Annotated in this window: 18 protein-coding genes; 7 read left to right on the top strand and 11 right to left on the bottom strand. The window is 71.4% G+C overall.

The features are described from left to right. Positions 1-105 precede the first annotated feature (105 nt). Positions 106-1,440 (bottom strand): ROK family transcriptional regulator, encoded by a 1,335-nt coding sequence (locus CLT71_RS15815; RefSeq protein ID WP_486483284.1) that lies wholly within the window; start codon positions 1,438-1,440, stop codon positions 106-108. A 133-nt stretch (positions 1,441-1,573) separates the two neighbouring features. On the opposite strand from CLT71_RS15815, the gene xylA reads away from it, so the two are divergent. The 3 genes from xylA (at position 1,574) to CLT71_RS15800 (ending at position 4,924) form a co-directional block, all read left to right on the top strand. Beyond that, positions 1,574-2,761, top strand: coding sequence for a xylose isomerase (gene xylA, locus CLT71_RS15810; protein ID WP_101367786.1), 1,188 nt, complete (start codon positions 1,574-1,576; stop codon positions 2,759-2,761). 194 nt (positions 2,762-2,955) lie between these two features. Continuing rightward, entirely contained in the window at positions 2,956-4,371 is a 1,416-nt protein-coding gene (gene xylB, locus CLT71_RS15805; RefSeq protein WP_101367785.1) for a xylulokinase, read from the top strand. A 40-nt stretch (positions 4,372-4,411) separates the two neighbouring features. Further along, positions 4,412-4,924 carry an Lrp/AsnC family transcriptional regulator gene (locus tag CLT71_RS15800; RefSeq protein ID WP_101367784.1) on the top strand — a complete coding sequence of 171 codons (513 nt, stop codon included), beginning with the start codon at positions 4,412-4,414 and terminating at the stop codon, positions 4,922-4,924. 45 nt (positions 4,925-4,969) lie between these two features. Here the strand turns inward: CLT71_RS15800 and CLT71_RS15795 are convergent, their stop codons facing one another. The 3 genes from CLT71_RS15795 to CLT71_RS15785 are packed head-to-tail and all read right to left on the bottom strand — an operon-like array spanning position 4,970 to position 9,096. Next, entirely contained in the window at positions 4,970-6,439 is a 1,470-nt protein-coding gene (locus CLT71_RS15795; RefSeq protein ID WP_199187611.1) for an APC family permease, read from the bottom strand. A 25-nt stretch (positions 6,440-6,464) separates the two neighbouring features. Further along, the gene (locus tag CLT71_RS15790) at positions 6,465-7,742 is read right to left on the bottom strand and encodes a YlbE family protein (protein WP_199187610.1); all 1,278 of its coding nucleotides are present in this window, start codon (positions 7,740-7,742) and stop codon (positions 6,465-6,467) included. A 10-nt stretch (positions 7,743-7,752) separates the two neighbouring features. Further along, positions 7,753-9,096 (bottom strand): hypothetical protein, encoded by a 1,344-nt coding sequence (locus tag CLT71_RS15785; RefSeq protein WP_143743488.1) that lies wholly within the window; start codon positions 9,094-9,096, stop codon positions 7,753-7,755. A gap of 292 nt (positions 9,097-9,388) precedes the next feature. Here CLT71_RS15785 and CLT71_RS15780 point away from each other — a divergent pair, with 292 nt between their 5' ends. The 3 genes from CLT71_RS15780 (at position 9,389) to CLT71_RS15770 (ending at position 13,017) form a co-directional block, all read left to right on the top strand. Beyond that, the gene (locus CLT71_RS15780) at positions 9,389-10,840 is read left to right on the top strand and encodes a hypothetical protein (RefSeq protein ID WP_101367781.1); all 1,452 of its coding nucleotides are present in this window, start codon (positions 9,389-9,391) and stop codon (positions 10,838-10,840) included. A gap of 141 nt (positions 10,841-10,981) precedes the next feature. Further along, on the top strand, positions 10,982-12,604 hold the full coding sequence (locus CLT71_RS15775; RefSeq protein ID WP_143743487.1) for an amidase family protein: 1,623 nt from the start codon (positions 10,982-10,984) through the stop codon (positions 12,602-12,604). A 137-nt stretch (positions 12,605-12,741) separates the two neighbouring features. Continuing rightward, a complete protein-coding gene (locus CLT71_RS15770; RefSeq protein ID WP_101367780.1) occupies positions 12,742-13,017 on the top strand; it encodes a DUF6458 family protein in 276 nt (91 codons plus the stop codon). 230 nt (positions 13,018-13,247) lie between these two features. Here CLT71_RS15770 and CLT71_RS15765 read toward each other — a convergent pair whose 3' ends face one another. The 3 genes from CLT71_RS15765 to CLT71_RS15755 are packed head-to-tail and all read right to left on the bottom strand — an operon-like array spanning position 13,248 to position 14,484. Next, entirely contained in the window at positions 13,248-13,541 is a 294-nt protein-coding gene (locus CLT71_RS15765; RefSeq protein ID WP_101367779.1) for an MFS transporter, read from the bottom strand. A gap of 2 nt (positions 13,542-13,543) precedes the next feature. After that, positions 13,544-14,155, bottom strand: coding sequence for a hypothetical protein (locus tag CLT71_RS15760; protein ID WP_101367778.1), 612 nt, complete (start codon positions 14,153-14,155; stop codon positions 13,544-13,546). Further along, a complete protein-coding gene (locus tag CLT71_RS15755) occupies positions 14,152-14,484 on the bottom strand; it encodes a PadR family transcriptional regulator (protein ID WP_486483283.1) in 333 nt (110 codons plus the stop codon). Before CLT71_RS15755 ends, CLT71_RS15760 begins: the two co-directional genes overlap by 4 nt. Before the next feature lie 109 nt (positions 14,485-14,593). On the opposite strand from CLT71_RS15755, the gene CLT71_RS15750 reads away from it, so the two are divergent. Next, positions 14,594-16,063 carry an MFS transporter gene (locus CLT71_RS15750; protein WP_101371484.1) on the top strand — a complete coding sequence of 490 codons (1,470 nt, stop codon included), beginning with the start codon at positions 14,594-14,596 and terminating at the stop codon, positions 16,061-16,063. 16 nt (positions 16,064-16,079) lie between these two features. Here CLT71_RS15750 and CLT71_RS15745 read toward each other — a convergent pair whose 3' ends face one another. The 4 genes from CLT71_RS15745 to CLT71_RS15730 form a co-directional block, all read right to left on the bottom strand. Further along, on the bottom strand, positions 16,080-17,681 hold the full coding sequence (locus tag CLT71_RS15745; RefSeq protein WP_199187915.1) for a glycoside hydrolase family 13 protein: 1,602 nt from the start codon (positions 17,679-17,681) through the stop codon (positions 16,080-16,082). 170 nt (positions 17,682-17,851) lie between these two features. Then, the gene (locus tag CLT71_RS15740) at positions 17,852-18,877 is read right to left on the bottom strand and encodes a LacI family DNA-binding transcriptional regulator (protein ID WP_101367776.1); all 1,026 of its coding nucleotides are present in this window, start codon (positions 18,875-18,877) and stop codon (positions 17,852-17,854) included. A gap of 102 nt (positions 18,878-18,979) precedes the next feature. After that, positions 18,980-19,948 (bottom strand): carbohydrate ABC transporter permease, encoded by a 969-nt coding sequence (locus CLT71_RS15735; RefSeq protein ID WP_101367775.1) that lies wholly within the window; start codon positions 19,946-19,948, stop codon positions 18,980-18,982. A 1-nt stretch (position 19,949) separates the two neighbouring features. Further along, positions 19,950-21,023, bottom strand: a complete 1,074-nt coding sequence (locus tag CLT71_RS15730) for a carbohydrate ABC transporter permease (protein ID WP_101371482.1) — start codon at positions 21,021-21,023, stop codon at positions 19,950-19,952. Positions 21,024-21,091 lie beyond the last annotated feature (68 nt).

Here is a 21,091-nt window from a genome sequence, read left to right as displayed (position 1 = left end):
CTGGTTGCCGTGGCCGTTCCCATGGTGCCCCGGCGGGACCGGTTCGGCGGGGCGGAACGGGTAACGAGTGCCCTGGTCGGGCCGGTGCCGGGCGTGCCGGCGGGGCTACCGGCCGGTGCGGCCGAGCCACCGGGCGGGCTGCTCCAGTACGGTCCGGACGACCGAGCCGGCGGCGCCCAGCGCGGCCGCGTCCCCGCCGAGCAGCGCGGCCCGGACGGTCACCGGTGACCAGGCGGCGGTCAGCACCCGTCGCCGGATCTCGACCTCCACCGTCGGGGCCAGCCAGCGGGCCAATGGCGCGTAGACGCCGCCGAGCACCACCGTGTCCACGTCCAGCAGGTTGATCACTCCTGCCACGGCGACCCCGAGCGCGGTAGCCGCCTCGACAAGTGCCCGGTTAGCCGCCGGATCCTCCCGGGTGGCCGCCTCGACCAGCCCGGCGACGGCCGCGCCCGGGGCCGGTACCGTCGGTCGGCCCGGGAGCGGGTCCGTTCCGGCGGTGGCCGGACCGCTTGCGGCGAGCGGCTCGGTGCGGCGGGCGGCGGCGAGGATGGCCTCCTGGCCGGCGTACTGCTCCAGGCAGCCTCGGCCACCGCACCGGCAGGGCAGCCCCTCCGGGTGTACCGGCACGTGGCCGAGTTCGCCGCTCCAGCCCCGGGCACCCCGGAACAGGGTGCCGTTGAGCACGATTCCGGCACCGATGCCGACCTCGCCGGAGATGTAGATGAAGTTTCCGGACTCGGGCGGGCCGGCGTGCAGCTCGCCGAGCGCGGCGAGGTTGGCCTCGTTGTCCACCCCCAGGCCGCGCCCGCCGAGCACCGGATGGCCGCCGAGCAGCGCCGGCACGTCCACGTCCCGCCAGCCGAGGTTCGGCGCGAGCCGGACAAGTCCGGTGGCGGTGACCAGGCCGGGCACCGCGAGCGCCGTACCGGCCAGGGTCAGGTCCTGCCGGTCCGCCTCGGCTCCCGCCTCGGTGATCAGCTCACCGACCATCGACAGCGCCTCGCTGGGAGGTACCGGCCGGAGGTCGACCCGGCGCACCGTCCGGTGCCGTACCGTCCCGGCGAGGTCGACCAGGACGGCGGCGAGGTAGTCGACGTTGATCTCCAGCCCCAGGCCGGCCGGGCCGTGACCGGCGAGCGTGAGGCCGACCGCGGGCCGACCGGCGCCGGACCGGGGGGCCGGGGCGACCTCGCTGAGCAGTCCGCCGGAGATCAGGTCGTCGACCAGCGCGGAGACGGTGGCCCGGGTCAGCCCGGTGGCGGTGGCCAGGTCGGCCCGGGACGGCGGACGCCCGGCGCTTGCTGTCCCGCCACCTCCGCTTCCGGCTGTCGCGCTGGCGATCTGCCGCAGCACCAGGGCCAGGTTGTGCTCGCGCAGGCTCGCCTGGCGGACGGCGGTCACCGCCGCGCCGACCGGCACTGCCGCGGGTTGCGCCACGGTATTGACAATGCCATAGCACCCTCAAATAATTCAACCGATAAACAAATCGGCCGGGTTGCCGGGGCGTCACCCCGGGGTTACGCGCCCGCGCCCCACCTCAATGTCGAGTCGGTTCCCCTGGAGGTCAGCAATGGCAGCCCAACCAACCCCTGCCGACAAGTTCTCCTTCGGCCTCTGGACCGTGGGCTGGCCCGCCCGCGATCCCTTCGGGGACGCCACCAGGGAGGCCCTCGACCCGGTCGAGGCGGTCAACCGGCTCGCCGAGCTGGGTGCGTACGGGATCACCTTCCACGACGACGACCTGGTGCCGTTCGGCTCCGACGACGCCGCCCGGGAGCAGCACATCTCCCGGTTCCGCAAGGCGCTGGAGGCGACCGGTCTGGTGGTGCCGATGGTCACCACCAACCTCTTCACCCACCCGATCTTCAAGGACGGCGGCTTCACCAGCAACGACCGGGACGTACGCCGGTACGCGCTGCGCAAGGTGCTGCGCAACATCGACCTCGCCGCCGAACTGGGCGCGGAGACGTTCGTGATGTGGGGCGGCCGGGAAGGCTCGGAGTACGACGCCGCCAAGGACATCCGGGCGGCGCTGGACCGCTACCGCGAGGCGGTGAACCTGCTCGGGCAGTACGTCATCGACCGCGGCTACGGGCTGCGGTTCGCGATCGAGCCGAAGCCGAACGAGCCGCGTGGCGACATCCTGCTGCCGACGGTCGGGCACGCGCTCGCCTTCATCAGCGAGCTGGAGCACCCGGAGCTGGTCGGGCTGAACCCCGAGGTCGGGCACGAGCAGATGGCCGGGCTCAATTTCATGCACGGGATCGCCCAGGCACTCTGGGCCGGCAAGCTGTTCCACATCGACCTGAACGGGCAGCGCGGGATCAAGTACGACCAGGATCTCGTCTTCGGCCACGGCGACCTGCTCAACGCCTTCGCCCTGGTGGACCTGCTGGAGAACGGCGGGCCGCAGGGCGGGCCGGCGTACACCGGGCCGCGGCACTTCGACTACAAGCCGTCGCGTACCGAGGACTTCACCGGGGTGTGGGCGTCGGCGGCGGCGAACATGCGGACGTACCTGCTGCTCAAGGAGCGGGCGGCGGCGTTCCGGGCCGACCCGGAGGTGCAGGAGGCGCTGGCCGCCAGCAAGGTGGCTGAGCTGTCGACGCCGACGTTGAACCCGGGGGAGACGTACTCGGACCTGCTGGCGGACCGGAGTGCGTTCGAGGACCTCGACGTGGACGCGGTGGCGGCGCGCGGGTTCGGGTTCGTGCGGTTGAACCAGCTCGCGGTGGAGCATCTGCTCGGGGCTCGCTGATTTCGCCGCACTGTCGTCGGGGGAGGGGTCGGGGGCCGGATCACCCGCTCTGGGCGGTCAGGCTTGATCCCGACGCGGGCGATCCGGCCCCCGACCCCCGACCTGGTCGGGGCGCGTGACCACTGTCGCGCACCCCGACCGACCGTTGTGCTGATCTGCGACAACCGTCCGTGAGCCCAGAAGGAGGGCGTGAGATGGCGCTCGTTGCCGGGGTCGACTCGTCGACCCAGTCGTGCAAGGTGGTGATCCGGGACGCCGAGACCGGAGCGCTGGTCCGCAGCGGCCGGGCGGCCCACCCGGACGGGACCGAGGTCGATCCCCGGGCCTGGTGGGACGCGTTGGGTTCGGCGATCGCCGAGGCCGGTGGGCTCGACGACGTGGCGGCGGTGGCCGTCGCCGGCCAGCAGCACGGGATGGTCTGCCTCGACGAGGCGGGCGAGGTGGTCCGGCCCGCGCTGCTCTGGAACGACACCCGTTCGGCGGCGGCGGCGGAGGAACTGGTCGAGGAACTCGGCGGCGGCGAGGCCGGGCGGCGGGCCTGGGCGGAGGCGGTCGGCAGCGTACCGGTGGCCAGTTTCACGGTCACCAAGCTGCGCTGGCTGGCCCGGCACGAACCGGAGAACGCGGCGCGGGTGGCCGCGGTCTGCCTGCCGCACGACTGGCTGACCTGGCGGCTGGGCGGCGCGGCCGGGCTGGACGCGCTGCGCACCGACCGGGGGGACGCGAGCGGGACCGGCTACTGGTCACCGGCGACCGGTGAATACCGGCCGGACCTGCTGGAGCGGGCGCTCGGCCGGACGCCTGTGCTGCCGACCGTGCTGGGGCCGTCAGAGGTGGCCGGGCGACTGCCGGGCGGCGCACCGCTGGGGCCGGGGACCGGGGACAACGCCGCCGCCGCGCTGGGAGTCGGGGCGCTCCCGGGTGACGTGGTCGTCTCGATCGGTACCTCGGGAACGGTCTTCAGCGTCGCGGAGACTCCGGCGGCGGACTCGTCCGGTGCGGTGGCCGGGTTCGCCGACGCGACCGGTCGGTTCCTGCCACTGGTCTGCACGCTGAACGCGGCCCGGGTGCTGGACGCGGCGGCGGCGATGCTGGGGGTCGGCCTCGACGAGCTGGCCAAACTGGCGTTGGGCGCGCCGGCCGGCGCGGACGGACTGGTGATGGTCCCCTACCTGGAGGGCGAGCGGACCCCGAACCGGCCACTGGCGACCGGTGCGGTGCACGGGCTGACCCTGCGCACCTCGACGCCGGGGCATCTGGCCCGGGCCGCCGTCGAAGGCATGCTCTGCGCGCTGGCGGACGGCCTGGACGCGCTGCTCGCCGAGGGCGCGACCGCGAACCGGATCATCCTGGTCGGTGGCGGGGCCCGCTCCGAGGCGGTACGCCGGATCGCGCCGCAGGTCTTCGGCTGTCCCGTGCTGGTGCCGGAGCCGGGGGAGTACGTCGCCGACGGCGCCGCCCGGCAGGCCGCCTGGGTCGTCCAGGGTGGTGCGGAGCCGCCCGTCTGGTCGGCCGGTGAGTCCCGGGAGTACGCCGACAGCGGTGTCCCGGCCATCCGTGAGCAGTACGCCCGCGCCCGTGCCCTGATCCTGGACCGGCCGGCGGACTAGGGATCGGGTACGCGCTCAGGCCGGCGATATCCTGAACACCATGGACGGCAAAGAGATCTCCCGGAACGAGCCGAGGGCTCCCGAGCCGGCCATGCCGCCATTCTCGCTGCTGGACCGCACCGACCGGGAGATCCTGCGGATCCTCCAGAAGGACGGCCGGACGTCGAATTCCGAGATCGCCCGGCGACTCGGCACGACCGAGACCACGGTCCGCAAACGGATCTCCGCCATGCGGGAGAAGAATCTCATCGAGATAGTCGCGGTCCCCACACCCCGGCTGGCCGGCTACAACATCTCGGCGATCATCGGATTGTCGGTGAGCCTGCCCCATCTGCGGAAGGTGAGCCAGGAGCTGATCGAGGCGCCGGAGGTGCGCTACTGCGGGCTCTCCACCGGGCGCTTCGACGTGATGATCGAGGCCTTCTTCTACGACAAGGAGCACCTGCTCCGGTTCACCACCGACGTGCTCGGTGCGCTGCCCGGGATCACCGACGTCGAGACCTCGCTGATCCTGAAGATCGAGAAGTTCTCCTACGAGTGGGAGCTCGGCTGAGTCCCCCTCCCCCCCCGCGCGTTGCGGGGGGAGGGGGAGCGGCGGTCAGAAGACCTCGGTCTGGGTCAGCCTGGCGTAGACCTCGGGCCGGTTCTTCCGCAGGTGCAGCGCGCGGAGGGTGCCGACCAGGAAGGCCAGCGGGATGCAGGCGAGTAGCAGCACGTTCGCCCAGTCGGTACGCCCGGAGAGCAACTCGAAGTTGCTCGCCACCAGCCAGGAGGCGACCACCAGCCCGAGCATGCTCGCCACCGGAGCGACGATGGTGCTCCAGGGGCTGAGCCCGGCGGTGGTGTTCACCCGGGTGAAGTAGACCACGATCGCCAGGGAGCAGAGCGCCTGCAACACGATCACGGTCAGTACGCCCGGCGCCACCATCAGCAGGAACACCTGGAGGTACGGGTCGGCACCGGCGAGTACGAAGCAGACGAGCACCACGAGCGCCACCGCTGTCTGCACCGCGCTGGCGACGTACGGCGAGTGGTGCCGGGCGTGCACCCGGGCGAGCACTCCGGGCAGCATCCGCTCCCGGCCGAGGGTGAACAGGTAGCGGGACGCGGTGTTGTGGAAGGCCAGTGTGGAGGCGAACGCGCTGGTGATCAGCAGGATCTCCATCATCACCACGGCCGGGCGGCCGACGTACTGCTCGGTGGCGGTGAAGACCAGACCGACCGGATCGGCGGTCGCCGCGTCCACGATCGAGGCCTTGCCGAAGGCGACGTACACGATCCAGGCCATGAAGGTGTAGAAGATGCCGAGGAAGCCGACCGCGAGGTAGACCGCCCGGGGGACCGTACGCTTGGGGTCCCGGGCCTCCTCGGAGTAGATCGCGGTGGACTCGAACCCGATGAACGCGCCGAAGACGATCGCGAACATCGCCCCGGTGCCACCCCCGGCGAAGACCGCCGACGGTGAGAAGGATTCCAGGTCGAGTCCCTCGGCACCACCGCGCCAGAGCACCGGCGCGGCAAGTACCAGCAGGATCACCGCCTCGGCGAGCAACGCGACGCCGAGCACCTTCGCGCTCAGCGAGATCCGCCGGTGCCCCAGGTAGGCCACGATCGCCAGCGCGAGGAACGACCAGACCGGCCAGGGGATGTCCACCCCGAGGGCGTCGTTTATCGGCGCCGAGGCGAACGCGCCGACCGCACCGAGCTGGCCGATGGCGATCACCGAGTACGCCGCCGTGGCAAGGGTGGCGGCGCCGCCACCGGTGGGGCGACCCAGCCCCTGTCCGATGTAGGAGTAGAAGGCGCCCGCGTTCTTGATCCGCAGGGCCATCCGGGTCAGCCCCACCGCGAAGAGCAGCAGCACCAGGCCGGCGACGAGTTGGGCACCCGGCGCACCGACCCCGCCGATCATGAACGCCAGCGGGGCGAAGCCGGCGACCACCAGCAACGGCCCGGCGGCGGCCACCACGAAGAACGCCAACTCGAAGGAGCCCATCCGGCCCTTGATGCGGGCGTTGGGCGCGGCGGACGGGCCGCCGTCGGGAATCTGCATCTCGGGCTCTGCCATGGCTCTCTCCAACGTCGTGGCGTGTTCAGGGAGCGGTCGGGGAGGGGTATCGCGTCGAGTAGGCGGTGGCGGCGGCGGTGAAGGCGTCCAGCCGGGGCCGGAGCACCCCGGCGCCGATCTGGCCGCCGGAGCGGCCGGCCAGGCCGCCGTCGATCAGCGGGGTGACCCCGGTGGAGATCACCGCGTGCAGGTCGATGCCGACCGGGGTACCGCGGAAGTCGAACGCCGGAATCCGGTACGTCGGATGCTCGGCAAGCGTGATCGCGTACATCTGCTCGTTGTTGGTGGTCATGGCCGTGAAACTGCCGCCCTGGTAGTCCATCAACGAGGGGGCGCACGCCTGGGCCATGCCACCGAGGCCGACCGTCTCGGTCACGCAGCTCTCCCCGCCGATCCACTCGGCGTCGGCGGCGGAGAACCCGTCGAAGAACCGGCCCTCGAGTTCGGGCTGCCCGCCCCGGAACCACTCGTCGCCCAGTCCGCTGACCCGGATGGCGAACTCGCGGCAGTTGATCGCCATCCCGGTGACCACGCTGCTGTGTTCCACCCCGTGTGCGGCGTCCGCGGTCGCCTTGGCCGCGGCCATGCTCAACCGCAGGAACGTGTAGTCGTTGGCCAGGAAGAAGTCGAGCACCTCCTCGACCCTGGTGCGCCATGCCGACGTGCCGGCGAGGGCGAAGAGTCGCGGGGTGAGTGCCCGCTGGAGCAGCAGGGTGGCCGCGGTGTTGCGGCTGTGCAGTTCGTCGCCGAGCCGCAGCGCCCGGGCCATCATCGGCTTGAGCGCGATGGGATTGTCGGCCAGGCACTCGGCCAGTACCGGTGCCATCGTCGTCTCCAGCCAGCGCAGCCCGTCGACGACCTCCTGGTCGAACGAGCCGTAGTTGAGCCGGTACCGGCTCTTGCCCTCGTAGAAGTTGCAGAAGGCGACGTTGCCGTGTGCCTCGTCCCGGACCACGAAGACCGGCATCGAGGCGGTGTAGATGCCGGCCACCGAGCCGATGCAGGCGTGCTGCTGGGTCGACCGCACCCGGATCTCACCGTTTCCGAGCTTGCGTTCGGCGTCCTCGACGCTGTCGGCCAGGCCCTCGTAGACGGCGCCGTACAGGATCGCCCGACGCTGGCCGCCGGTGTACTCCGGCCACTGAAGTGGTGCGCCGGAGGTGAGGATCGTGTCCGGGGTCATTCCCGGCACCACCTCGCCGGCCGGGGCCACGCCCACCAGTACCGGCTCGGCGCCGAGCATCCTTGCCATCGCCTGCTCGTTGGCCTGCCGTCGGCGTACGTCGACGGAGGATTCGTTCACCGTGGTCATCTCAAAGCCTCTGCAGGTAGGTCCGGGTCTCCCAGTCGGTGACCACCGAGCCGTACTCGCGGCACTCGGCACGCTTGTGGGCCAGGAACGTGCGGTGGAACTCGCTGCCGAGCACCCGCTCGGCGAAACTGTCGGCCTCGAAGAGGTCCAGCGCCTGGTCCAGCGAGCGCGGCAGCGCCAGGTCGCCGTACCTGGCGAGTTCCTCGGGGCTCATCCGGTAGGTGTCGCGGTTGAGCGGCTCGCCCGGATCGAGCTTGTTCACCACCCCGTCCAGGCCGGCGGCCAGGATGAGCCCGATGCCGAGGTGGTAGTTCACCGAGGCGTCCACGGTGCGTACCTCCAGGCAGTGCCGGTTCACCGGCATCCGGCACATCAGCGTCCGGTTGTTCTCGCCCCAGCCGCGGTACACCGGAGCCCAGGAGATCTCGTCCATGAAGCCCTTGCTGGTGAACCGCTTGTACGAGTTCACCGTCGGCGACGTCACCGCGCAGATCGCCCCGGCGTGCGCGAGTACCCCGGCCACGAAGTGCCGGGAGATGTCGCTGTAGCCACCACCCGAGGCCGCCTCGAAGACGTTCCGGCCGGTTTCCCTGTCGGCGAGGCTGATGTTCACGTGCGACGCCGACCCGAAGTCGTCCTGGAACGGCTTGGCCATGAAGCTGGCGATGCAGCCGAGTTCCCGGGCGACGTGCTTGGCCATCAGCCGGAAGATCACCATCCGGTCGGCCATGGTCAGCGCGTCGGTGTAGTCGAAGTTGAACTCGTACTGCCCGTCGCCGCCCTCGTGGTCGAACGAGTAGACGCCGTATCCGAGCTGGTTCATGTAGTCGACCATCGGCCCGAGGAACGGCTCGGCGAGCACGGTGGCCTCGAGGTCGTAGCCCCGGGTGGGTGCGTTCAGCCGGTCCTGCGGCACCAGCGGTTGCCAGCCCTCGGCGGTCTCCCGGACGACGTACAGCTCCGGTTCGATGCCGACGTTCACGGTGAAGCCCAGCTCGGCCGCCTCGGTGACCTGGCGGAGCAGGAAGTTGCGCGCCTCCTGGGGGTACAGCTCGCCGTTCAGGTGCAGGCTGGTCGGTACCACCGCGAACTCGGGCTTCCAGGGCAGCACCACCAGCCGGTCCAGGTCCGGGATCCCGGCGCACTCGTCCTCGTGCGGGCCGAGGTCGCCCATCCCCTCCAGCGCGCCGACGGTGTAGAGCTCCGAGCCCGCCGCCATCGACGGCAACGATTCCACGGGTACGCACTTGCTCTTCGGCACACCGTGGATGTCGACGTAGAAGCCGAACACGTACTTCACGCCTTGCTCGATCAACTGATCCCGCAGGACTTCGGCCTGTGACACAGAACACTCCCCTACTCGATTTCGAGCATCATGGGGGTGGCTTGCTTCGAAAGTCAACCCTCAGGGTGAGATGAGCTGCCGTATCTCGTCGCATGTCTGAATTTTGGGAACGGTGTCGGATGGTGCCCCGGGTGGTGCCCGGGCGAAGCCCCGGCCGGCCCCGGACCGGCCGGGGTGGTCCCGGCCCGCCCGACGAGCCACGGGTGTTGCGCTGGCCAGTCAAATCCGTCAATCTTTGACGCACTGTCGGTGACCGGAATCCCGGCCGGGCGTGAGGGTGAGGGGACTGTCGATGGAGGCGTCGGCGGCCAGCGGGGTGCGGGAGGAATCCGGGGAACGGGCGGGGCCCGCGGAGCCGCCCGACGGACCGGAGCCGCTCCGGGAGCGGTCGGAACCGGTGCCGCAGCCCTTCGGCCCGAGGATCGTCGCGGTGGTGGAGTGGCTCCTGATCGGCGCCGGGATGCTGCTGCTGGCGATCTATCCCCGGCCGCCGATGATGGGCGACGGGCTGGCCCGCCACCAGGCACTGCTCCAGGTGCTTGAGCAGCGGCAGATGCCGGAGATGGCGTACTCGTTGATCGGCCCGCTCTTCGCGACCCCGCTGTGGCTGGTCGGCCGCTGGTACGGCGACCCACAGCCGGTGCTGGCGCAGTACAACCTGCTGCTCTTCGGGTTCGCGCTGGTGGCGCTACACCTGCTGCTGCGGGACCGGATGGATCGTCGGCTGCTCCGGCGGTTCCTGCTGGTGCTGGTCGCCGCGAGCATGGTCGCCGCGCACGTGCAGGACTTCTACGGCGAGATGTTCACCGCGACGACGGTCGGGGTGGGACTGCTCGCCGCGACACTGCCCGGGACGGGCCGGCCGACCCGGCTGGCCGGTTGGCTCGGGGTGGTGCTCGGAGTCGCCAACACCCCCGCCTCGGTGGTGGCGCTCGGTCTCGTGGTCGGGCTGCTCTGCCTGCGCAGGCGGCGGCTGCGCTACCTGCTGGTGCCGCTGGCGGCCGGGCTGCTGGTCGCCGGTGAGGCGTGGCTGCGCCTGGGCGACCCGCTGAACCGCGAGTACGCGAACAACAGCGGCGGGTCGACCGTGATGCCGTACTCCGGCGAGCCGGGTTTCTCCTACCCGCTGCTGCTCGGGGTGCTGGCGATCCTCTTCTCGTTCGGCAAGGGACTGCTCTGGTTCACCCCGGGACTGTTCCTGCCGGTGCGACGGTGGCTGTCGGAGCGGGCCGGTCGAGGGGTGGCCGGGGTCTGGCTGTTGTGGACGGTCTTCGTGGCCGGGCTGGTCCTGGTCTACGCCTCCTGGTGGGCCTGGTACGGCGGCCTGTACTGGGGGCCGAGGTTCTTCCTGCTCGCCATCCTGCCGGCAAGCCTGGCGCTCGCCGTACGGCTGGGTGCGGCCGAGGCGGGCCCCTGGGCGAACCTGGTCACCCTCGCCGCCGTACTGCTCTCGGCCTGGGGCGCCGCCAACAGCCTGGTGTACGGGCAGCTCTGGCCGTGGACCTGCTACGAGAACAACTTCTATCTGGAGTCGCTCTGCCACTTCACCCCGGAGTTCAGCCCGCTGTGGTACCCGCTGGTGGAGCCACCGGTGCTGACCGGGTTGCAGCGGATCGCGCTCGTCGGCTATGCCGTGGTGCTGCTCTGGCTGGTCGCGCCGCTGCTCGACCGGCTGGTCCGGCAGGTCGGGGTGGCGGCCCGGTCCGGGCGGCGGCTCTGGTCGCTGCGGAACTGGCGCTGGTAGCCCGTCCGAAGAAGATCGTTTACCGGATCCGAATCGATCCGTATCGTAGTGATCACATTCCAACCGTTTGCTTCCGAGATCCCCCTCGTGTCCGGGTGTTCCGTGGGCCGCCCGGACGTGGCCTCATGGAAGGGCGTACAGGTGCATCGATCCGCCGTGCCGACCCGGCCGCGATCCGCGGCCCGACCCGTCGTACTCGCCACCGTCCTGGTCAGCATCGCCGCACTGATCGTCACCTCGCTCGGCGGCCCGTCCGAGGCGACCGGGCGACACCGGCCGTTCCCGCTCGACCTGGAACGGGCCGGCATTCCGCAGATCCGCGAGGCGCTGAACGCCCGGCGGATCAGCTCGGAGGAACTCGTCCAGGCGTACCTGGAACGGATCCGGAAGCTGAACACCAACGGCCCGGGGCTCAACGCCGTCCGGGTGGTCACCCGGGACGCGGTCGCGCAGGCGAAACGGGCCGACCAGGAGCGCCAGCGGGGCCGGGCGAAGGGGCCGATGCACGGCATCCCGGTGCTGATCAAAGACAACATCGACCTTTCGGGACTGCCCACCACCGCCGGGGCGATGGCGCTGGAGGACTCGTACCCGGCCCGGGACGCCTTCCTGGTCACCCGGTTGAAGGCGGCCGGGGCGATCATCCTGGGCAAGACCAACCTCACCGAGTTCGCCAACTTCACCACCAGCGGGATGCCGTCCGGCTACAGCGGACTCGGCGGCCAGGTGCTCAACCCGTACGACGTCAGCCAGACCCCGAGCGGCTCCAGTTCGGGGTCCGGCTCGGCCGCGGCGGCGGCGCTGGCCACCGTGACCATCGGCACCGAGACCTCCGGCTCGATCCTCAGCCCGTCGGTGGCGAACTCGCTGGTCGGGGTGAAACCGACAGTGGGACTGGTCAGCCGGACCGGAGTGGTGCCGATCGCCGCCAGCCAGGACACCGCCGGCCCGATGACCCGGACCGTCTACGACGCCGCCGCCCTGCTCGGTGCGCTTACCGGGATCGACCCGGAGGACCCGGTGACCGGGACCAGTTCGGCCGTGGTCGGCACCGACTACACGCGGGCGCTCTCCACGACCGCCCTGCGGGGGAGCCGGATCGGTGTCGCCAGCACCCCGACCGGCAACCAGGGGGCGCTGTTCACCGAGGCGCTGGACGTGTTGCGGGTCCGGGGCGCCACGGTCGTGCCGGTCACCGTCAACACCGGCGGCCTGCCGCCGGGCATCCTCGGCTACGAGTTCAAGCGGGACCTGAACGCCTATCTGGCCCGGCTGCCCCGGCACGCGCCGATGGAGACCCTCGACGACGTGGTGGAGTGGAACCTGGCGCACGCCGACGAGGGCGCGATCAAGTTCGGCCAGACCCAACTCGTCGCCTCGAACGAGATCGATCTGACCGATCCGGTGGCGAGGACGGAGTACGAGACCAACCGGGACGCCGGGATCGCCGGGGCGCGGGAACGGATCGATTCGGTACTCGCCGCCGAGAACCTCGACGCGATCGTCTTCGTCGGCAGCGGGTCGGCCGGGATCGGCGCGCGGGCGCAGTACCCGTCGGTCGCGGTCCCGATCGGGTACGACCCGGCGAACGGTCGCCCGGTCGGGATGTCCTTCCTGGGTACCGCCTACACCGAGGCCCGACTGCTCGCCCTGGCGTACGACTACGAGCAGGCGTCGGCCAGATGGCGCCCGCCGTCGCAGGTCAACCCGTCGCTGTTCCGGTGTGCCGACCTTGGAGACCGCGAGTCGAGTTGCGCACCGTAGCCGGTGGTGTGCGGGGTCGCCGCGAGCGGCGTCGCGGCGGCCCGCTTGAGCAGCCCGCTCGCGCTACGACGATTCGGCGACTCCGCGACTGGGTAGCAGCACCATGACAGCAAGCATCCCCCACAAGGAGGCGGGTCATGGGTATCGGCACCAGCATCTTCCTGATCGCGCTCGGTGCGATCCTCACCTTCGCCCTGAACATCAGCGTCGGCGGCCTGGACCTGGACGTGGTCGGCTGGATCCTGATGGCAGCCGGCGTACTGGGTCTGATCATGACCACCGTGATCTGGAACAACCGGCGCCGGGCGGTGGTGACCACCACCGAGCCGACCGAGTACCGCCAGGTCACCACGACCGAGCCGGCCGAGTACCGGCGGGTGGAGGAGCGGCGCGACGTGCTGCCGCCCCGGTAATGAGCCGGACGGTTTCCGGCATCGTCCACTGAAGCACGATGGGCCGGCTGGGGCGGGGTTCGGTGGCTGGGGGCACCGGGCGCATACCCCACCCCAGCCGGCTACCCAGATAGCGTCGCCGGCCCGCTGCGCGTCACACGCCGGGCGGTCTGTGCATCACACGCCAGGCCCGGCATGCGTCGGACGCCCGACCCGCTGCGCGTCGCACGCCGGGCGGTAGCGTCGCGGAGTCATCGACCGCCGGTGCTCCCGGCGGCTCTCGCGGCGGCACGCGTTCCCGTCGCCGATCGCCGTCGGGTGGTCGGTCGGGTCCCCGATCGCACCTGCTGCGGCCGGCCGTGCCAGGTGCGGATCAGCAGCGCGAGCCGTTTCGGGCGTTCCTGGTCGTTCACCACCCAGCAGACGGCGCCCATCACCATCGCGCTTACCGCGAGGAGTGCGAGCAGCACCGGCCAGTCCACGATCGACAAGCCGGTGACGAGCCCACCGCCCGCCGTGACCGCCCCGGCCCGACGCAGCCACACGGTCACTCCGCCTCGACCCGCGTCTGCCGCAGCGCGCGCCGGAGCGCGAACATCGACAGCAGCAGGCGGGTCGCGTAACCGAGCTGGTGCAGGCCGCTCAGCCTGCTCAGTTCCGCCCGGAACTCCTCCTGGTAGCGGGGGCGTTCCCGGGCTGGCAGGACCTGCACGACAAGGCCGACCAGGCGTACCGCGGCGGCGCCGGCCCGCAGGCCGGTCCGGCGACGGGTTCCGCCGAGTGCCGCCGCCGTTGGCGGGACCGCGGCGGCCACGGTCATGGCCGCTGCCGGCCGCCCGGCCCGGAGGGCCTCGTTGCCGAGTCGCCACCCCCGCAGGTAGTTGCTGGTGTTCTGGGCGATGGCCGATGCCTCCCGGACGGCCGGGACGAGCGGCTGACCCGCCCAGGGCGCGTAGGGGCCGGGGTCGAGGCCCGGCACCCGGCGCGGCAGTGGCCAGTCCGGCGTCGCGCGGTTCGGATGCGGGCCGGTCCGGGGTCCGCCGGCCGCGCGCAGGCCGGCGAGGACCCGCAGCACCACCTCGTCGGCGGTGTCGGCGTTGCGCAGCGCGTTGCCGATGGTGATCTCGTACGCCTCCGGCGGCTGCTCCCGCCCGGTCACGACCGACCCCCGGCGAAACCCGGCCGGAGGTTGCCGAGCTTGGCGACCCGCGCGTCCACCTGGGCCAGCGCCCGGCGGGCCTGCACGGCCCCGTCGGAGGTGAGCGAGTAGTACCGGCGGCGTGGCCGACCGGCCTCGTGTGGATCGAGATCCTCCCAGCGGGATCGCAGCCAGCCGAGGGTCTCCAGTCGGGCCAGGATGGGATGGATGGTGCCGCTGGGCAGCCCGGCGGCCGCGCAGAGTTCCAGCCCGTAGAACTCGCGCGACGGATGGTCCAGGAGGGTACGCAGCACCGCCTGGGTGGGCAGCGTCATCCGGGGGTGGGCCATGCTCGTACTCTACCAAGCCCTAGGTAGAGTTCAACCCTGATCCTCGGGCGGTACGCCACCCGGCGGCACCGTCACCCCGCCGTTACCTGATCCTGGTTGAGTGCCGGAGATGACGATCGGTGCCCAGCGAGTCGCCCGGGGCGGGGGACCGGTCCACCGGTTCTACAGCGTCGCGGTCTTCGTTGTGCTCGCCTCGCTGGACAACGTGGCGATCGGGCTGGTGCCGCCGCTCTACGGCTCCATCGCCCCCGCGCTAGACGTCGGCGTCGGCGCGGTCGGTGCGGTCACCGCGACGAGCTTCCTGGTCAGCGCGGTGGCAGCGGTCGGCTGGGCGTACGTCGGGGACCGCACCAACCGCAAGCCGCTGCTGATGGTCGGCACCCTGCTCTGGGCCGCCGGTACGGCCGGCAGCGCCCTCGCCCCGACCTACCTGGCGTTCTTCGGCGCCCAACTGCTGGCCGCGATCGGCCTCGGCGCGGTCGGCTCGGTCGGCTTCTCCGTGGTCACCGACCTGGTCAGCCCGCGCCGCCGGGGCCTGGTACTCAGCTTCTGGGGCCTCTCCCAGGGCATCGGCACCCTGGCCGGCACCCTGGTCGGCGGCGTGCTCGGCGCCCAGGACTGGCGCCGCCCGTTCCTGCTGCTCAGCGTCGTCGGCCTGGTGGCGACCGTGGCATACCTGCTCACCTACGACATCCGGCGTGGCCAGAGCGAGCCGGAGCTGGCCGACGCGCTGGCCGTCGGCGGGGACTACGACTACCGGATCAGCCGGGCCGACCTGCCCGGCATCCTGGGCCGCCGGACGAACCGCTGGCTGGTGTTGCAGGGACTCACCGCACAGGTGGCCTTCGGCTCGCTGGTCTGGCTGCCGGCGCTGTTCCGGGAACGGGCCGAGGCCCAGGGCTACTCGTCGGCCACCGCCACCGTCGTGGGCAGCATCTTCGCCGTACTCTTCCAGCTCGGCGGGGTGCTCTCCATCGTCGGCGGACTCGTCGGCGACGCCGCGCAACGGCGTACCCCCCGGGGCCGGGCGATGGTCGCGGCGATCGGGGTGCTGGCGGCCGTACCGTTCTATCTGGTGCTCTTCTTCGTGCCGATCCGGATCGACGTGCCCGACGGTGCCGGTGCCGGCGCGGTGGCCGCGGCCGTGCTCGGCAGTGTGTTCACCGAGCCGACGGTCGGGCTCAGCCTGCTCACCGCGCTGTTCGCGCTCGGCCTCACCTCGGCCAACTCGCCGAACTGGTTCGCGCTGATCGCCGACGTCAACCCGCCAGAACACCGGGGTACGGTCTACAGCCTCGGCAACCTGGTCAACGGGGTGGGCCGGGCGGCCGGCAACGGGCTGATCGGGGTGGCCGCCTCGGCGCTGCGGCTGGCCTTCCCGCCACCGCTGAACTTCGCGGTCGGGCTCGCCGCGTTCCAGCTCTTCTTCATCCCCACCGGGATCATGTACTGGCTCGCCTCGCGCAGCGCGCCCGGAGACATCCAGCGCGTGCACGACCTCCTCACCGTACGGGCCGAGGAGGTCACCCCGGACGCCCTGCCGGTTAGGAAGGGCCCCCCATACAACAGAAAACGATAAGAAGGGGCCCTTCCTTTCACCGGAGCCAGGCGGTGGTGTCGGTGGGTAGGTGGCCGTCAGGGTCGAGCGGGCCGCTGGCGTGCACCAGTTCGGCACCCGCCGGCAGCCGCACCGGTTCGGCGCCGAAATTGGTGAGCACCTGGAGTTCCCCGTTGCGGAAGTGCAGCACGTCGTCCGGGCTGGACAGCCAGTGCACCGTGCCGGAACCGAGCCGCAGTTCCCGGCGCAGCCGCAGGCTGGTCCGGTACAACTCGTACGTCGAGCCGGCCACCCCGCGCTGCCGGTCCAGGGCGTACTCGGCCCAGATCGGCGGCTGCGGCAGCCAGCTCGCGTCCCCGGGCCCGAAGCCGTACGAGGGGGCGTCCGCCTCCCACGGGATCGGCACCCGGCAGCCGTCCCGACCCCGCTCCGTGTGACCGCTGCGCTGCCAGGTCGGGTCCTGCCGGGCCTCGTCCGGCAGTGCGGTGTGCTCCGGCAGGCCCAGCTCCTCACCCTGGTAGAGGTAGGCCGAGCCGGGCAGCGAGAGCATCAGCAGGGTGGCCGCCCGGGCCCGGCGCAGCCCGACGACGGCGTCCGGCTGCGGGTCGTCGACCCCGATGCCCCGGGGCCGGGGCGTGCCGACCGGCAGCCCGAGCCGGCTGGCGTGCCGCAGCACGTCGTGGTTGGAGAGCACCCAGGTGGTGGGTGCGCCGACCGTCGCGCTGGCCTCCAGCGAGCGGGTGATCACCGCGTACTGGATCGGGGCGGTCCAGGCCGCCTCCAGGTACTCGAAGTTGAACGCCTGGTGCATCTCGTCCGGCCGGACGTACCGGGCCAGCCGCTCGGCCGGCTGCACCCACGCCTCGGCGACCAGGATCGGCTCGCCCGGGTACCCGTCCAGCACCCGCCGCCACTCCTGGTAGATCTCGTGTACGCCGTCCTGGTCCCACATCGGCGGGCGCGGCCCCTCGGTGCCCTCACCGGTCACCGGCTCCACCGGCGGATGGGCGTCGGCCAGCTCGAACTGCTTGACCAGGCCGTGCGCCACGTCGACCCGGAACCCGTCGACCCCCCGGTCCAGCCAGTACCGCAGGATGTCGAGGAACTCGGCACGCACCTCGGCCAGGTCCCAGTTGAGGTCCGGCTGGCCACTGTCGAAGAGGTGCAGGTACCACTGCCCGGGGCTGCCGTCCGGTTCGGTCACCCGGGTCCAGGCCGGGCCGCCGAAGACGCTCTGCCAGTCGTTCGGCGGTTCGGTGCCGTCGGGACCGCGACCGTCCCGGAAGACGTAGCGCTGCCGCTGCGGGCTGCCCGGCCCGGCGGCCAGCGCGGCGGTGAACCACGGATGCGCCGAGGAGGTGTGGTTGGGCACCAGGTCGACGATGAACCGCAGGCCCCGGGCGTGGGCCTCGGCGATCAGCCGGTCGAGGTCCGCCAGGGTGCCGAAGAGCGGGTCCACGCCACGGTAGTCGGCCACGTCGTAGCCGGCATCGGCCTGCGGCGACGGATAGAACGGCGACAGCCACACCGCGTCCACGCCCAACTCGACCAGGTGGTCCAGCCGGGCGGTGATCCCGGGCAGGTCGCCGATCCCGTCGCCGTCGGAGTCGGCGAACGAACGCGGATAGATCTGGTAGATGACGGCGTGCCGCCACCAGGAGTCGGCCTCGGTCGGCCCCGTGCCGGTGGCGCTTCGCCCGGCGACGGGTCCGGTGCCGGCGGGGATCGTCTCGGTGCTGTTCAGGGTGCTCTCCCATCGGTCGCGACTCGCGGGCGGACCCGGCGTCGGCTCCTGGCGAGGATCGAGGTTCAGTTTGCCCGGGGTGGGCCGGTCGAATCCCGTACGACAAGCCGGGTGGGCAGGATCACCGGGGCGGGATCCTCCCCGGTCCGGGCCTGGCCGGCGAGCGGGCCCAGCAGCGTACCGGCGGCGAGCCGGCCCTGTTCGGCGGCGGGCTGGGCCACCGTGGTCAGGCCGAACGCGGCGGCCAGTTCGTGGTCGTCGATGCCGATCACGCTGACCTGCTGCGGCACCCGCACCCCGGCCGTCCGCAGCGCGTTCAGCGCGCCCATCGCCAGCTCGTCGCAGCTGGCGAGGATCGCCGTGGGCGGTTCGCCCCGGGCGAGCAGCCGTTCGGTGGCCGACCGGCCGCCCTCGGCGTCCGCCCGGGCCAGCATCCCGAGTTCCGGGTCGGGGCTGATGCCTGCGGCGTCCAGCGCCTCCCGGTAGCCGCGGTACCGCTCCAGATGGGCCGGATGCGCGAACTCGTCGTCCGGATCGCCCCGGACGCAGGCGATCCGCCGGTGCCCGAGGCTCAGCAGGTGCTCGGTGGCGGTCCGGCCGGCCAGCACGTCGTCGATCCGGATGCTCGGCCAGTCCCGTACCACGGTGCCGGAGCTGACCGTGACGCCCGGCAGTGCCAGGCTGGCGATCGTGGCCAGGTCGTCGGCGCGCATCGGCGTGGCCACCAGCATCACCCCGTCGACCCGCTTGGGCAGGTTCGACTTGTGCAGCAGCCGGGTCCGGGCGTGTTCCCGACCGCCGACGTTGTAGAGCAGCAGGTCGTAGCCGGCGCTGTGCAGGACCTCCTCGGCGGCCTGCACCACTGTGGCGACGAACCAGGGGGTGATCCGGGGGACGATCACCGCGACCGTGCCGGTCCGGCCGCCGGCCAGCCGGGACGCGCTGGGCGAGACGCTGTAGTCGAGTTGCTCGGCGGCGAGCAGTACCCGGATCCGGGTCGTCTCGGAGACGGTCGGCAACCCGCGCAGCGCGCGGGAGACGGTGGCGGTGGAGACCCCGGCCAACCGGGCCACGTCGTCGATTGTGGTCACAGTTGCCATCCTGATCCGGCCGTGCCGCCGGCCACGGCTGTCCGGCCCGGGGCCTGGCTGCCGGGCGGGCCTCGCCCGGCAGCCGTCGCCCGCGACGGCCGGTCAGCCCTTGACGCCGCCGGCGAGCAGGCCACGCACGAAGTAGCGCTGGAGGGAGAGGAACACGATCAGCGGTACGACGATCGAGATGAACGCGCCGGAGGTGAGCCGCTGCCACTCGTTGGCCCGGGTACCGGCCAGCTCGGCCAGGCGCACGGTGAGCGGTGCGGTCTCCTTGCCGCCACCGGCGAAGATCAGCGCCACCAGCAGGTCGTTCCAGACCCAGAGGAACTGGAAGATGCCGAACGCGGCCAGCGCCGGCACGATCAGCGGCAGCACGATGGAGCGGAAGATCTTCGGGTGGGTGGCGCCGTCGACCCGGGCCGCCTCCATCAGGTCCTTCGGCAGCTGCGAGATGAAGTTGTGCAGCAGGAAGACCGCGATCGGCAGCGCGAAACAGGTGTGTGCGAACCAGACCTGGACGAACTTCTCCTCGTCGTCGAGGTTCCAGGCCGGCATCAGCTCGATCCCGCCCAGGCTGACCCCCTCGGAGAAGAAGCTGAGCAGCGGCACCAGCGCCATCTGCAACGGCACGATCTGCAACGCGAAGATGCCGATGTAGATCCAGTCCCGCCCCCTGAAGTTCATCCAGGCCAGCGCGTACGCGGCCAGCGCGGCGAAGGCCAGCGGGAAGAGTACCGACGGGATCGTGATCACCAGCGAGTTGACGAAGTATCCGGCCAGCTGCCCGGAGATCGCCGACTGGCCGAAGAGCACCTGCTGGTAGTTGTCCAGGGTGAACTGCGGGTTGGTGAACGCGGTCCACCAGCCGGTCGTCTTGATCTCGTCCTCGGGACGGAACGACGAGATGAACAGCCCGAAGGTGGGGATCGTCCAGATCGCCGCGATCAGGATCGAGGCGGCGGTGGCGTACGGGCTGCTGAGCCGGCGGCGTACCCGGGCGGCCCGGCCGACCGGCGGGGTGGCGACGGACTGGGTACCGGTCAGCGCGGGAGGAGTGGTGGTGGTCATCTCATACCTCCCGCTGCTTGCGCAGGTTGCGGACCTGGTAGATCACGATCGGGATCACCAGGACGAAGAGGACGACGGCGAGTGCCGAACCCTGGCCGGTCTGGCCGAACCGGAACGCCTGGTTGTACATCTCGTTGGCGATCACGCCGGTGTCGAAGTTGCCGTTCGTGGTGGTCCGGACGATGTCGAAGACCTTCAGGGTGGCGATCGAGACCGTGACCACCACGACGATCAGGGCCGGTCGGATGCTCGGCAGGGTGATCTGCCAGAACATCTGCCAGGGGTTCACCCCGTCCAGCCGGGCCGCCTCGACGACGTCGTCAGGGATCGCCTTGATCGCGGCCGAGAGGACCACCATCGCGAAGCCGGCCTGGATCCAGATCATGATCACGATCAGCAGCAGGGTGTTCAGCGGCGGGTCGTTGAGCCACTGCCGCGGCTCGCCGCCGACCATCACCCAGATATGGTTGAGCAGGCCGATCTGGTCGTACTCGCCGGAGCGGTAGGCGTAGACGAACTTCCAGATGATGCTGGCGCCGACGAACGAGATCGCCATCGGCATGAAGATCAGTGCCTTGGCCACCGACTCGAACCGGGCCCGGTCGACGAGTACCGCGTAGACCAGGCCGATCGTGGTGGCTGCCAGCGGCACCAGGACCACCCAGATCAGGGTGTTGGTGAGGACGCTGAAGATCTCGTCCTGGGCGAACATCCACCGGTAGTTGGCCAGCCCGACCCAGTTGTCGCTGCGTCCGTCCATGAAGGACAGTACTGTGGTCCGGACGGCGGGTACGACCAGGCCGATCGCGAGCAGTGCCACGGTGGGCAGCAGGAAGAAGAGCGCGAGCGCGCCCTCCGGGCGGTTCGCCACCGAGCGGCGGCGGGGCCGGGGCCCAGGACCGGTGGCGGTCACCGATCCGGCGGCCGAGGCCGCGACCAGCGCCGCCTCGCGGCGCCGGGCGAACCAGTTGGGCACGACGTCGAGCAGCACCAGCAGTCCGCCGACCACGACCGCGAAGGCGGCCAGGCCGTAGAGCAGCATGAGCAGTTTCGGTGCCTCGTCGGCGAAGTCCATCAGCGCCTCCAACGCCACAACGTTCGGGAAGCCGACGGTCCGGCCCGCAGTGGTGCGGGCCGGACCGT

The sequence above is a fragment of the Plantactinospora sp. CNZ320 genome (assembly GCF_002846275.1).
The sequence above is the reverse complement of the archived record's forward strand: the minus strand, read 5'-3'. Positions and strand labels throughout refer to the sequence as shown.